The following is a 13,926-nucleotide window of genomic DNA, read 5'->3' as shown; positions in this document are numbered from 1 at the left end:
ATCGAATGGCGATGCAGCAGGCGGGCCTCGGAGAACGCGCCGACGTGCAACATCTCTGCTCCTTCGATATTGCGGCAGGGCGTGATGCCATGCGCACAATCCTCGGCAGACGTGATCTACCCGATGCAATTCTGTGCGCCAGCGACGAGCTTGCCTTCGGCGCCATCCAGGTCTCCAGGGAACACGGGATAAAGGTGCCCGACCAAGTCGCCTTTATGGGCTTCGACAACCATCCGGTTGGCGAAGCCTTCAGTCCGGCGTTGACGACGATTTCCGTGCCACGCCGGCGGCTCGGATTCCTGGGAGCACAAACGCTGCTGCGCCAGATGAGCGACGATCACGAAGTCTCTGGGCCTCAGCTCGTGCCATATGAATTTCTCGTCCGGGCGAGCTGTGGGAGAAACAATGTCACGTCCTAACCCTGTTCAGGCGACCACATCTTTCCAGATCCAAGTCCTGAAGAACCGGGACGATGGCGGCCCATGCGAATGTGGCCGCGACCTGGGGGATCGTGTTCACGAGTGCTTGCATTTCATCTCGCTTCGAAATGAGGCTGAGCAAACGCCTCGACGACTCCGGCATGTTCAACGTCAATCTTTCTAACTTGAACAAGGCAGGTTTGCGCGCTGCAACCCTGTGATAGTGATGATGACGGTGTATCCAGGGTCAAGGCATTGGGATTGCCGTGCCGCTCCAGATCGCGCTCGTGATCCATGTCGAACCATGCGCCTGTCGACAGCCTCACAACACCTGGCATGATCGCGTCAGAAATCACCACACCAGAGATTACCCGCCCGCGCTTATTGTGGATCTCGACGAGATCACCTCCGATAATTCCTCGGGCCTGCGCGTCCTCCGAATTCATGAAGATCGGCTCACGGCCCTTGATCTTGCCTGCTTTGCTGTGCGGGCTGGCGTCCAACTGGCTGTGTAGTCGGCGCACGGGCTGATCCGAAATCATGTGCAGTTCCTGGTCGCCCCGCGAAGCCGCACCCAGCCATTCCGGTGGCTCGAACCAGGTCGGGTGACCAGGGCAATCTTCAAGTGCAAAGCTGTCAACGGTTTCAGAAAAAATCTCGATACGGCCGGAGGGGGTCGGGACGGGATTGTCGTCCGGCGCGTGGCGGAAGGCCTCCAACATCACGACCGGCTTCGCCTGCGGCGCAAGATCGACGAGGCCGGTCTCCCAAAAATCGCTGAACTCGGGCAAATCGATGCTCCTTGCGGCGGCGTTGTCGCGGCCCAGTGCATAGATGCGCTTCATCCATCCGCTTTCATCGAGACCTTCCGAGTAGTCGATGCCGAGCCGCTTGGAAAGATCGTCGAAAATATCGAAATCATTGCGTGCCTGTCCGAAAGGCTCCTGGACCTTTTTCATCGCAACGATCAGGTCTTCGCCGCCGGAGGATGCGATATCGTTGCGTTCCAGCGGAGTGGTAACAGGCAGCACAATGTCGGCAAGCTTCGCCGTCGGCGTCCAGTAGGGTTCGTTGACGACGATGGTCTCGGGCTTCTGCCAAGCCTGCAAGAGGCGATTGAGATCCTGATGATGATGGAACGGATTACCGCCTGCCCAATAGACCAGCCGGATATCGGGATAGACAAAAGCCTTGCCATTATAGGTGAAGCCGTCACCGGGCTTGAGCAGCATGTCGGTGATGCGCGCGACCGGAATGAAAATGGAAACCGGGTTCCGCCCCTGCGGAAAAGCACCGAACTTGAAGCGGGGATTGTCGTGGCCTACGGAATTCAAGGCGCCGTAGCCAACGCCAAAACCGCCGCCGGGCAGGCCGATCTGGCCCAGCATGGCCGCCAAGGTCACCGTCATCCAGAATGGCTGTTCGCCATGCACGGCGCGCTGCAGCGACCATGAGACGTTGATCATCGTCCGGCTCGTCGCCATTTCCCTCGCCAGCGAGGTGATCCGTCGGGCATCGATACCGCAGATTACGGATGCCCATTCCGGGGACTTGGCAATGCCGTCGTTCTCGCCGAGGAGATAGGGCCTGAAACGATCATAGCCGACGCAATGGCTTTGCAGGAACGAGAAATCGGCAAGTTTCTCGGCATCCAGCACATAGGCAAGCGCCAGCATCAGCGCCACGTCCGTGTTCGGGCGGATAGCCAGCCATTCGCTGTCAACCGGCATGTTATCAGACACCGGGCTGACATTGACAAAGCGCGTACCAGCCATTTTCATCGCCTTCATGCCGGCCGTCACGCGATGGCGCCCGGCGCCCCCGGCAGACATCTGGGCATTCTTCACCGGCACGCCGCCGAAGGTGAGGAACAGCTCGGTATGCTGCGCCATCACGTCGAATGACGTGTGTTGGTCGAGAAGGATCTCGGTCGATGCGATCGCGTGCGGCAGGATTACCCGCCCGGCCGCCAGACTATAATTGTCGACGCTGCCGACATAACCGCCGAACAGGTTGAGGAAACGGTGCACGTGGCTTTGCGCGTGGTGAAACCGACCGGCGCTGGCCCAGCCATAAGAGCCTCCGAAGATAGCCTCATTGCCGAAATTTTCGCGTATACGCTGAAATTCGCGCGCCAGAAGATCGAGCGCCTCGTCCCATTCCACCTCGACGAAAGGTTCGCGGCCGCGCAAATGCGGGTTGGCGCCCGGTCCACTTTGCAACCAGCTTTTGCGGATCGAAGGCTTTGCAATCCGCACCGACTTCAGCGTTTCTGATGCCATATGGAGGCCAATCGGAGACGGATCGGCATCCTCCGCCGCACCGCGGATCGACACCCCGCCGGTGACTTCGGGCGTGATCTCGTAGACGCCCCAGTGGGCAGCAGTACGGATCTTGATGTTGGAGCTTTTTGCGTGGTCCATCATCTCGCCGCCGCTAATGGCGCTTCGCGCTGCCTCAATGCTTCTATGACGATCCGCGCACCGTCGGAGATCGCATGTTCGATCGCGGCGCGGGCCGCCTCTGCGCTCTTCTCCTGCAGAGCCTGCATCAGATCGTCATAATTGTGATGATCGTCGGAAGCGGACTGGGCTTCCGGATAGAGATAATTAAAGCCGGGGCCCGCCTTCAGCCAAAGCATTTCGATGACACCCAGAAGGGTCGGCATGCGAGCCGAGGCATAAAGTACGAAGCGAAATTCCTTGTTCAGGGCAAGGGCCAGATGCTGGTCCTTCGCCGTCTTCGCTGCCAGGTATTTTTTTAGAAGAACCCGCATCTGCGCAATCTCTTTGCCGCTGATCTGGCTTGCAGCCTTGAATGCAGCAAGGCCCTCGACCGATTTGCGGATCTCGGAAATCTCGCGATATTGCGCCACTGTCATCGTCGGCACCCGAAATGATTGCGCAGGTTCCGCCGTCAGCACGCCGGAGGCTGCGAAACGCACCAGCGCTTCACGCACCGGCGTAATGCTCATTCCGAGCGAGTCGGCCAGGTCCTTTGTGACAAGCCGTGTCCCCGGCTCCAGCCGACCTTCGATAAGAGCCATGCGGATCTCATCCTCGACATGTGTCACAAGGCTCTTTCGCGGAGCCACATTGAACAAAGCCGTACTCACATCATCCTCGCAGGTAGAAAATTTGCCCGTTTTTTACCACGGATTCGAAACTGCCTATATCTTGTCCAGATAGGATATATCATATATCGTTCACCTATCAACAGCCCTTCCCTGTAGGAAGCCTGGGGCTGAAATCGGATATGAATACGAACTCCAAAGGAAGTGAAGGCCCCATGAAAAGACTTGCTGCCCTCGCACTTGCGGCGTCCATGCTGCTGCCCCTGACCACGGCAATCGCTGCCGCTGCCGATCTCGTCGTCGGACGCGGCGCCTCCACCACGGCGATGGACCCCGGTTTCCTGCGGGAAAGCGCGACGATCGTCGACAACATCTTCGATACGCTGGTCATGCGCGACAAGGATATGAAGCTCGTCCCGGGGCTTGCGACCTCCTGGAAGGCGATCGACGACACGACCTGGGAGTTCAAGCTGCGCGAGGGCGTTAAGTTCCACAACGGCGAGGACTTCGATGCCGAAGCCGTGAAATTCACCCTCGACCGCGTTCTCGATCCGAATGCCAAGTCTCCCACGGTTTCCTATATCCGGACGATCGACAGCGTCTCGGTGGTCGATCCGCTAACCGTTCGCATCAAGACCAAGAGCGCGGATCCGCTTCTGCCGACCCGAATGAGCCGCTATCCGGCCTATATCGTGCCGCCGAAATACGTGAAGGAAGTCGGAAACGACGTCTTCGCCCGCAAGCCGGTCGGCACTGGCCCGTACAAGTTCGTCGAGTTCGTTCCCGACCAGCACGTCATTCTGGAAGCCAACAAGGATTACTGGCGTGGCGCACCGTCGATCGACAAGGTCACCTGGCGCGCCATCCCTGATGGGACTGCCCGTATCACCGCGCTGCTCACCGGTGAAGTCGACCTGATCGAAAACGTCCCTGTCGATATCGCACCGATAATCAAGGAAAGCCCGGACGCCGACCTCGTGCAGGTCAAGAACGGCGGCCTGACCATCTATCTCGGCCTCGTGATGAGCGAAAAGCCGCTCGACAACGTCAAGGTCCGCCAGGCGCTGAACGCCGCAATCGACCGCCAATCGATCGTCACCAACATCCTGCAGGGCATGGCATCGCCCCGCGGCACGCAGGTGGGTGCGGCCGACTTCGGCTACAAAGATCTGCCAGTGACCCCCTATGACCCGAAGAAGGCGAAGGCCCTGCTGGCCGAAGCTGGCTTCCCGAACGGCTTCTCGATCAAGATGCAGTCTACTCACCGTTACATGAAGGACGGCGAAGTCGCCCAGGCGATCGCCCAGCAGTTCGGCGATATCGGCGTCAAGGTCGAACAGGAAGTCCTCGACTGGTCCGTCTATGTCCAGCAGGTTCCGCGCAAGGGGCCGATCTTCATGCTGGGCTGGGGCTCGACCCAGACGCTGGATGCCGATGCGGCCGTTTACGCCATCTTCAAGACGGGTGAACCCTATTCCACGGCGTCCATTCYGGAACTCGACAAGTTGCTCGACGAAAGCCGCTCGATCGTCGATCCTGCCAAACGTGAAGCGGTCTTGGCCCAGATCCAGGATCTCGCTGCCGAACAGGCTCCGGTGATCCCGCTTTACCAAGAAGACGCGCTGTACGGTAAGGCGAAGTCGGTTACCTTCGAAGGGCGCCCCGATGCCCGTATCCCAGTCTTCGACATCAGGAAGCAGTAAGTCAAGCATGACACGGTTCTGGAATGTCCGGAACAATGCGGATGCCCTGTTCGCAACGTTCCTTCTGGTCGCGGTTCTGGTGCTCTGCGTCTTCGTGCCGCTCCTCTGGCCGGTCGACGCAGTACGGGGAACCTTGACTGCGACATTCAAGCCGCCACTTTCGGTTATCGGCGGGCAATTCCATCCGCTCGGAACCGACCAGCTCGGGCGAGACCTTCTCGCCCGGCTCGGCCTCGGTACAGCCATCTCTCTATCGATCGTCGTCGCTGCATCGGTGATCTCCGTCGTGCTCGGCACGACGCTCGGCATGATCGCCGGTTATTATCGCGGCTGGTTCGACATCATCATCATGCGCGCTGTCGACGTGCAGCTCGCCATTCCCTTCATTCTTCTCATCCTGTTGATCGTTGCGGTGATCGGCCCGAGCATGGGCAATCTCGTCGTCGTGCTTGGCGTCACCGGCTGGGCGGTCTTCGCCCGCGTCGCCCGCGCCAAGACGCTGGAAATCCGCGAGCTGGAATATATCGATGCCTCGCGATCGATCGGCCTGTCCGACATGGTCATCATCTTCCGCCATGTGCTGCCGAACATCGTCGGGCCGCAGACGGTGCTGATGACGCTCGACCTGCCGAGGTTGGTCATCCTGGAAGCCTCCGTCGGCTTTCTCGGCCTTGGCGTGCAGCCACCCACCCCGACCCTCGGCAACCTGATCGGCGAAGGCCGCTCCTATATCCTGCTTGCCAATTGGCTGGTGCTTTATCCGGGCCTCGTCATTGGCGCATTGGTGGTCGGCTGCAATCTTATTGGCGACTGGCTCGTGCGACGTGCCGACAGCAGGAACGCTTGAAGACCATGAAGACCTTGAGTTTCATCACCGGACGAGTGCTTCAGGGCATCGTCGTCATGTTCGGCGTCTCGGCGATCGTCTTCTTTGCCTTGTTCCTCACCGGCGATCCGGCTGCGCTGATGATGTCGCCGGACGCGTCGCGTGAAGAAATCGAGGCCTTCCGCCAGGCGATGGGCTTCAACGATCCGATTTGGGTCCAGTATGGTCGCTTCCTTGCAAGTGCCGTGACGGGAGAGCTGGGCAGCTCGCTGCGCTTTCATCGCCCGGCGCTCGATCTCCTTATCGAACGCCTGCCGGCCACCGCGTTGCTTGCCTGCGTGGCTCTCGTCTGGAGTTCGCTGCTCGGCTTCCTGCTCGGAACCATCGCTGCCATCCGCAAGAACAGCGCCATCGATTTCGCAATCCGCATCATTTCGCTGCTCGGCCAAGCGATCCCGGTCTTCTGGCTGGCACTGCTGCTGATCATCTTCTTTTCGCTAAAGCTTCGCTGGCTGCCGTCGAGCGGCATCGGCAGCGCCGCCCAGTTGATCATGCCATCGATCGCGCTCGGCGCCTATTATCTGAGTGCCATCACCCGGCTCGTGCGCGCCAGCCTCATCGAAGTGCTGGGCGAGAACTACATTCGCACCGCCCGCGCCAAGGGCATCTCCTCCTGGCGCATCATCGTCCACCATGCGCTGCGCAACGCGCTGATCCCTGTTATCACTGTTCAGGGTATGTATTTCGCCTCGCTGCTCGGCGGCGCTCTGATCACCGAGATCATTTTCGCCTGGCCTGGCATCGGACGGCTTGCCGTCGAAGCCATCCAGAACCGCGACTTTCCCGTCGTGCAGGCCGTCGTGCTGTTTGCCGCTGCCGTCTTCGTGGTCGTCAACTTCCTGGTCGACCTCACCTATGTCTGGCTTAACCCGAGGATAAGGCTATGATCGACGACTGGACTGTCGACGAGGCGCTGCAACTGACGCAGGACTGGTGCGCCATCCCTTCGGTCAAGGGCGACGACAGGGCACTGCGCGCCCAGGCCGACGAAATCCGCTGCTGGCTGCAGCACCAGCTCGGCGCCGAGATCATCTGCTCCAACCCGTCGGGGAACCGACCGCCGGTGATCCACGCCCGCGTCGATGTCGGCGCCAAGGCCTCGGTCATTCTCTACAACATGTATGACGTGATGCCGGCGACGCCGGCAGGCTGGTCGGTCGATCCGTTCAGCGGCGGCATCGTCGATCTGCCCGGCATCGGTGAGAGCTTCGTCGCCCGCGGGGCCGAGAACAACAAGGGTCCGCTCGCCGGCATGCTTCTGGCCGTCAAGGCGCTGGCCGATGCGGGAAAACTTCGGGTCAATGTCGAAATCCTTGTTGATGGCGAAGAGGAAAGCGGCAGCGGCGCGATGCGTGACTATCTCGCCGACACCGCCTGCCCGATAAGGCCGAGCGTGTCGGCAATCTTTCCGTCCTTCTGCGAATATGGCGGTGGAGCGCCGCGCATCTATCTCGGCTTCTCCGGCATCGCAAAGGGCGAAATAAAGGTGGAATCCGGTGCCTGGGGCGGGCCGAAGGCTGCAATCCACTCCAGCAACGCGCCCTGGATCGCCAATCCCGCCAGCCGATTGATCGAGGTGCTTTCGCTGATCGGCAAGCCGCCGACCGGCGAACTTGCAAGGATCGTGATAGACGAGGAGGCGATGGCTGTCGTCGCGATACTGGCCTCGACCTTCGATCCTGCGGGCGAGCTGCGCTTCCGCAGAACGGAAAGCTTCGCGCTGGAAGGCGATGGCCGCACCTTGCTCGAGCACGTCCTTTCGACCGCTTCCCTCAATATTTCCAGCCTTGAAAGCATGCCTCTGGGCTCCGACGGCGTCATACCTTACGGTGCCCGAGCCAGTTTCGAGCTCCGTGCCCCACCGTCTCTCGACCCCGCCGATTTTCTTGCCCGGTATCGGGAGATAATCGACGCGGTCCCCGGCGCGGTCCTGACGGTCGCCGACAGCTATCCCGGTTCCCGCTTCGCGGCCGATGCGCGAGGTGTCGGGCCGCTTCTGAAGAGTTACGAAAAGACGGCGTTTGCACGCCCGCAGATCTGGCCCTGGGCAATCGGCGCAGCACCGGCCTACGCCTTTGCCCGCCATGCGAAATCTTTCCTGCTGGCCGGTGCTGGCCGTGGCGGCAATGCCCATGGCATCGATGAGTTCATGACACTCGAGGGCTTCCGCCGCTTCATCGACTCTATCGCCTTGTGGCTCGATCTGGTTGCCGACGAAGCCGAGGAGACTACGCCGTGAATACCATCCTCCACCTTTCCCGCGCGGACGCGATCAAGGCCGGCGCCCTGGACTGGGCGGCAGCCGTCGAGGACGTCGAGGCAACGATCAGGCTCCTGCGCGACGGACAGGCGGGCATGGTTGCCGAAAGTGTCATGCCGCTTGGCGCCGATCCCCGCAACAAGGCCTATAGCCTGCCGGCCTTCGTCGGTGGCCGCTACGATGCAGCCGGCCTGAAATGGACGGTCCATCGAGCAGAGCCGACAGGCGACCTGCCGAGCATCAGCAGCACTACGATCATAAACCGGCTCTCGGACGGCGCGCCGGTCGGCAGCGTCGAAAGCGCGCTTCTGACCCGCATGCGCACGGCAGCCGTTTCCGCCATCGCCATGCGGGCGCTGAAACCGGGCGGGATAACGTCCGTCACACTGCTCGGCGCCGGCGCCCATGCCGAAACCCATCTGGACATGCTGCTGCAGCTGTACCCTTTCCTCCGGGAGATCCATCTCTGGAACCGCACGAAAGCCCATCTCGACCGGTTGCTGGATCAGGTGACACCGGGTGCCACGCGTATCCTCGCACATGACGATCTCGACGAGGCGCTGGGCGAGGCTGACGTTGTGATCTCCTGCACCTCGGCGCCAACCCCCTTCATCGGTGCGTCGGCAGTCCGGCCCGGCCGGCTGATCATGCAGATCGGCTTCCATGAGGTTCTGTTCGAAACGATCGCGGCGACGGATATCGTCGCCGTCGATCTCTGGGGCGACTTTGCCGAGAAGAGCGCCAAGAGCCTGTTTCAAATGTATCGCGCGGGGGAGTTCAGCCCCCACAGCGTGGCAGCAGATCTGCCAGCTATCCTTCTGGACGGCTGGCAACCATCTGCCGGCGCGTCGCTCTATTTTTCCAGCTTCGGCCTCAACGTCTTCGACATCGCCTTCGCCGCCCGCCTGCTGCACCGTGCGGCCGACTTGAATATAGGCGCCGTGCTGCCTTCCGTCTGATACGCATTCCCTGAAAGGATCCGGCCATGATCATCACTGCCGCGGAACTCATGTCGCAATTGCCGCAAGGAAAACTCGTGCCGGTGGACGTCCGCCCGGAGGCGGACTGGCGCGAGGAGACGCTGCCGGGGGCAGTGAGCCTCAACGTCTACGACTACTTCATACCCGAGAGCGACGAAGCCGGTATTGCCGGCATGGCCGCCGGCGGGCGCGGCGCTTTCGAACGGCTCGGCCTCGGCAAGAACTGCTTCCCGGTGTTCTTCGAAGAACAGACCGGCATGATCTCGCCGCGTGGCCTCTGGTTCCACGAACTCGTCGGTCTGGAAGGTGGGCTGATCCTCGACGGCGGCATCCAGGCCTGGAAAGCCGCCGGCGGCGAGACCGCGCCGGGAACCGGCGCTGCGGATGCGATCCGCCAGGCCAAACCATCGGCTATACCGTTCCGCCGCGAGCTCGTCGCGTCCACGGAGCAGGTCCTGGCCCATGAGGCCGATGGCGCCGACGTCTTCGACACGCGCCGCCGCACCGAGTTCGAAGGCACTTTCGTCCATCCCTGCTGCGCCAGGCCCGGCCGCATCCCGCATTCGCATTTCGCCTTCTACGAGGATCTATTGCAGGACGGCAGATACCGTTCCGCCGCCGAGATCCGTGCGATTGCCAAAGCAGCGGGGCTTTCGCCGGAACGCGAGGTCATCACCTATTGTCATCGTGGCGCCCGCGCCGCCACGGCGCTTTATGGCCTCAGGCTCGCCGGCTACGACAAGGTGAAGATCTATACCGGTTCCTGGCACGAATGGGCCGGCAATGCGGCGCTGCCGATCGAGATCGGCCAGGCCGAGGAGGTCTGAGGCTAGCTTGAGGCCAGTCCTGGACCCTGATGGTTTCAACCAGTTCTGCGGCCGTTATCGCGTCAAATCCTCCGCCCGGAGAATTTACGCCGCGGTGCCCCACTCGTCGCCCCAGGCCWGTACCCGGTGCCCCGGCGAGACCTCGATATGATCGCGCTTCGGCGGCGCGTAGGAGAGCGGCCGGACAGGGCTCTTGATCTCATCGTTGCTCAGCCCGCGGCGGATGCCGCGCCGCGTCGGGTCCGGGATCGGTACGGCGGCCAGAAGTCGTTTTGTGTAGGGATGCTGCGGGTTCTCGAAGATCGCCCGGCGCGGGCCGATCTCGACGATCTCGCCGAGATACATGACCGCCACCCGATGGCTCATCCGCTCCACCACGGCCATGTCGTGGGAGATGAAGAGATAGGCGAGGCCGAGGTTTTCCTGCAGGTCGAGCATCAGGTTGATGACCTGCGCCTTGATCGACACGTCGAGTGCGGAGACCGCTTCGTCGGCGACGATGATCTGCGGCGCCATTGCGAGCGCCCGGGCGATGCAGAGGCGCTGCCGCTGGCCGCCGGAGAATTCGTGCGGGAAGCGGGAAGCCATGTCCGGCTGCAGCCCGACCTTGACCATCAGGTCGGCAACCCGCTCACGCGCGTCGCGCCTGCCCGATGCGATGCCATGCGCCAGCAGCGGTTCGGCGATCGCGTCACCCACTTCGATACGCGGATTGAGGCTGGCGAACGGGTCCTGGAATATCATCTGGATATGCCGGCGCATGTCGCGCATTTCCCGGCCGGTGAGGCCGAGGATCTCCCTGCCATCGAGCTTGACCGAGCCGGAATTGGCATCGAGCAGCCGCATGATCGTGCGGCCGGTGGTCGACTTGCCGCAGCCGCTTTCGCCGACCAGCGCCAGCGTCTCGCCGGCCTTCAGGTCAAAGGAGATGTTTTCGACGGCATGCACCCGGCCGGAGGTGGAACCCAGGAAACCGCCGCCAATGTCAAACCGTGCCACGAGATCGCGGACCTGCATCAGCGGCACCGGCTTTGCCGAAACGGTATCCTCGACCGGCGGCATCTCGACCGGAGCGCCGCTTTCCACGTCGATCAGCGGAAAGCGCGCCGGGCCGGAGGCGCCGTTCATGGACCCGAGCTTCGGTACGGCAGAGAGCAGTGCCTTGGTATAGGCGCGCTGGGGCTCGGCGAAGATGTTTTCCGTCTGGCCGCGTTCGATCGCCTCGCCCTTGTACATGACAATGGTGCGGTCGGCGATTTCCGCGACCACGCCCATGTCATGGGTGATGAAGAGCACGCCCATGTCCTCTTCCTCCTGCAGGAGCTTGATGAGTTCAAGAATCTGCGCCTGGATCGTCACATCGAGCGCCGTCGTCGGTTCGTCGGCGATCAGCAGTTTGGGACGGCAGGCAAGTGCCATCGCGATCATGATGCGCTGACGCATGCCGCCGGAAAGCTGGTGCGGATATTCCTGCATGCGCCTGGCGGCGGAGGGAATGCGCACCTTTTCCATCAGGCCGAGCGCTTCCTTCGCCGCATTCGAGAAGGAGAGGCCACGATGGGCTACCAGCACTTCGGAAATCTGGTCCCCGATCCTCAGTGACGGATTGAGGCTCGTCATCGGCTCCTGGAAGATCATCGCGATGCGATTGCCTCTGATGTCGCGCATGTTCCGTTCCGGCAGGCCGAGCAGTTCCTGGCCTTCCAGCCTGACGGAACCTTCGATGCGGCAGGCATGCCGCTCATAGAGCTGCATGATCGACATGGCGGTCACGCTCTTGCCGGAGCCGGATTCACCGACCAGCGCCACCGTCTCACCGGCGGCGACGTCGAACGAGACGTCACGCACCACCGGCAGCCACAGACCCTTCCGGCGAAAAGAGGTCTTCAGGCTGGAAACGCTGATCACTGTCTCTGCCATGCGCCGATCCTTTCGAACTCCGGAGCGGTGACACCCTCACCGCCTGCCCATGTTGCATGCCACAAATAAAAGCGCCTTGCCACCGTGGATACAGGATATATGATATATCGATGTCAGTAAATCGCCCGCGGGATTTCTGCGGGTGAGAATGGAAGAAGCGAATTCATGAAGCTTGAAGAGATCCCCCGCCTTTCCCTTGGCTTCCTGCCGACCCCGATCGAGAAACTGGAGCGCCTCAGCGCCGAGCTGGGGATCTCCCTGTCGGTCAAGCGTGACGACTTCACCGGCTTCGGCGGTGGCGGCAACAAGGTCCGCAAGCTGGAATATCTGATGGCTGATGCGGTCTCGCAGGGCATCAAGGTGCTGATCACGACCGGTGGCCACCAGTCCAACCATGCCCGCATGACGGCCGCGGCCGCCCGCAAATACGGCATGAAGCCGATCCTCGTTCTGCGCGGCAACCGCCCGGATCTCTACCAGGGCAACCTGCTTCTCGACCATCTGTTCGGCGCCGAAATCGACTTCCTGGATCCGGATGCCTATTTCACCGAGATCAATCCGCGCATGAAGTACCACGCCGACCAGGCCGAGGCGCGCAGCGAAAAGGCCTATATCATTCCGCTCGGCGGCGCCTCTGCGCTTGGCGCGATGGGTTATGTCAATGCGGTCAAGGAACTTGCCGAACAGTATCGCGCCGCCGGCACCCCGGCGCCGGACTATATCGTCGCCCCCGTCGGCTCGGGCGGCACGCTGGCCGGCCTGCATATCGGCTGCGCCATGTTCATGCCAAAGGCCGAAGTCGTCGGCATTGCGGTCACCGGCAGCGCCGTTCCCTTCAGCGAGCGTATCGCCGTCATGGCCAACGCTGGCGCCGAACTGCTGGGCTTCGACAAGCGCTGGACCGCTGACAAAATCCGCATCGAGAACGACTATATCGGCCCTGGTTATTCCATCCCGTCGGAAGCCGGCAACGCGGCGATCAAGCTCGCCGGTAACCGCGAGGGCATGCTGCTCGACCCAGTTTATACCGGCAAGGCTGTCGCCGGCATCATCGGATGCGTCGAGAACGGCTCGATCGCAAAAGGCTCACACGTCCTCTTCATTCATTGCGGCGGCTCGCCAGCGCTCTACCCCTATGCGGGCCTGCTTACAAACGATATCCAGACGAGACTATCAGGCTTATGACAGACGTCATGACCACAGCCTGATCAGAGAGACCACAGCGCGCGGCTCTTGCATACTTTGCACGAACCGTTCCAATCTCGCCGCTGCCTATGGGGGCAGCGGTAGGCAGAAGCCCAGGTCACTTGGAATGCGCGTAAGTTGGGGTCGCGCCGCCTCTCACAGGAGCGTCTTGCACTGGAAGCTAACTTAGAGAGGGTCTCGATCTCTCAGATCGAACRGAAGCAACCTCGGGATTGGCTCCCTGGGAAAGATAGCGGGCGTGCTTGGATGCAAATTTGCGAGCTTCTTTCAGAACCCGCTGAAGGAGAACAACCTCCTGCAAATTTGCTCAACTAGAGCGCCCCTCGCTCTTTTGCTGACGGACGCGAACCTCGAAGGCAGCGTATGTCGACTGCAACTCAATCTTGACCTTCGGGAGAATAGCCCAAAACGAAAAGGCCTGCCGCGGGAGGAGGTGCGGCAGGCTTTCGAAAAGAATTGAACAGCGACTGGGAGGAGGAGTGCCGCTGTTCATACAGACGACCCTGGGAGGAGGAGTGGGCCGTCTGAAACTCGAAGCTCTGCGGGAGGAGATGCATCGCTTCGATGCGGTTATCTGTACGCCGACTACGAACCACTTACTATTGCTTATGTTGCACTGCACCCATGCAAGAACGGCAAGTCGAAAAGATCG

General features: G+C 61.4%; 11 protein-coding genes. 8 read left to right on the top strand and 3 right to left on the bottom strand.

Annotated elements, in window-relative coordinates; genetic code table 11:
- Window positions 1–419: substrate-binding domain-containing protein (locus AC1D35_RS32215; protein WP_477941907.1), on the top strand; the 419-nt coding region annotated here is incomplete at its 5' end.
- A 113-nt stretch (window positions 420–532) separates the two neighbouring features.
- On the opposite strand, the gene AC1D35_RS32210 is transcribed toward AC1D35_RS32215, so the two are convergent.
- Window positions 533–2,845, bottom strand: coding sequence for a molybdopterin guanine dinucleotide-containing S/N-oxide reductase (locus AC1D35_RS32210; RefSeq protein WP_477941905.1), 2,313 nt, complete (start codon window positions 2,843–2,845; stop codon window positions 533–535).
- Window positions 2,842–3,492, bottom strand: coding sequence for an FCD domain-containing protein (locus AC1D35_RS32205; protein WP_477941909.1), 651 nt, complete (start codon window positions 3,490–3,492; stop codon window positions 2,842–2,844). Before AC1D35_RS32205 ends, AC1D35_RS32210 begins: the two co-directional genes overlap by 4 nt.
- A 215-nt stretch (window positions 3,493–3,707) precedes the next feature.
- Here AC1D35_RS32205 and AC1D35_RS32200 point away from each other — a divergent pair, with 215 nt between their 5' ends.
- From AC1D35_RS32200 to AC1D35_RS32175, 6 genes are read left to right on the top strand one after another with little or no spacing between them, the layout of a single operon-like run.
- Complete coding sequence (locus AC1D35_RS32200) at window positions 3,708–5,195, top strand: ABC transporter substrate-binding protein (RefSeq protein ID WP_477941903.1); 1,488 nt, start codon at window positions 3,708–3,710, stop codon at window positions 5,193–5,195.
- Window positions 5,196–5,202: 7 nt separating this feature from the next.
- Complete coding sequence (locus AC1D35_RS32195; protein ID WP_113309937.1) at window positions 5,203–6,042, top strand: ABC transporter permease; 840 nt, start codon at window positions 5,203–5,205, stop codon at window positions 6,040–6,042.
- Window positions 6,043–6,047: 5 nt separating this feature from the next.
- Window positions 6,048–6,968, top strand: coding sequence for an ABC transporter permease (locus AC1D35_RS32190; RefSeq protein ID WP_113295935.1), 921 nt, complete (start codon window positions 6,048–6,050; stop codon window positions 6,966–6,968).
- Window positions 6,965–8,320, top strand: coding sequence for a M20 family metallopeptidase (locus AC1D35_RS32185; protein ID WP_477854897.1), 1,356 nt, complete (start codon window positions 6,965–6,967; stop codon window positions 8,318–8,320). The genes AC1D35_RS32190 and AC1D35_RS32185 overlap by 4 nt, the downstream gene beginning before the upstream one ends.
- Window positions 8,317–9,300 (top strand): hypothetical protein, encoded by a 984-nt coding sequence (locus AC1D35_RS32180; RefSeq protein WP_477941901.1) that lies wholly within the window; start codon window positions 8,317–8,319, stop codon window positions 9,298–9,300. Before AC1D35_RS32185 ends, AC1D35_RS32180 begins: the two co-directional genes overlap by 4 nt.
- A 26-nt stretch (window positions 9,301–9,326) precedes the next feature.
- The gene (locus tag AC1D35_RS32175) at window positions 9,327–10,148 is read left to right on the top strand and encodes a sulfurtransferase (protein WP_477854895.1); all 822 of its coding nucleotides are present in this window, start codon (window positions 9,327–9,329) and stop codon (window positions 10,146–10,148) included.
- Window positions 10,149–10,232: 84 nt separating this feature from the next.
- Here the strand turns inward: AC1D35_RS32175 and AC1D35_RS32170 are convergent, their stop codons facing one another.
- The gene (locus AC1D35_RS32170) at window positions 10,233–12,068 is read right to left on the bottom strand and encodes an ABC transporter ATP-binding protein (RefSeq protein ID WP_477941898.1); all 1,836 of its coding nucleotides are present in this window, start codon (window positions 12,066–12,068) and stop codon (window positions 10,233–10,235) included.
- 165 nt (window positions 12,069–12,233) lie between these two features.
- On the opposite strand from AC1D35_RS32170, the gene AC1D35_RS32165 reads away from it, so the two are divergent.
- Window positions 12,234–13,253 (top strand): 1-aminocyclopropane-1-carboxylate deaminase/D-cysteine desulfhydrase, encoded by a 1,020-nt coding sequence (locus tag AC1D35_RS32165; protein ID WP_477941896.1) that lies wholly within the window; start codon window positions 12,234–12,236, stop codon window positions 13,251–13,253.
- Window positions 13,254–13,926: the final 673 nt, after the last annotated feature.

This window comes from Rhizobium sp. P1_E6 (assembly GCF_056405875.1).
The sequence above is the reverse complement of the archived record's forward strand: the minus strand, read 5'-3'. Positions and strand labels throughout refer to the sequence as shown.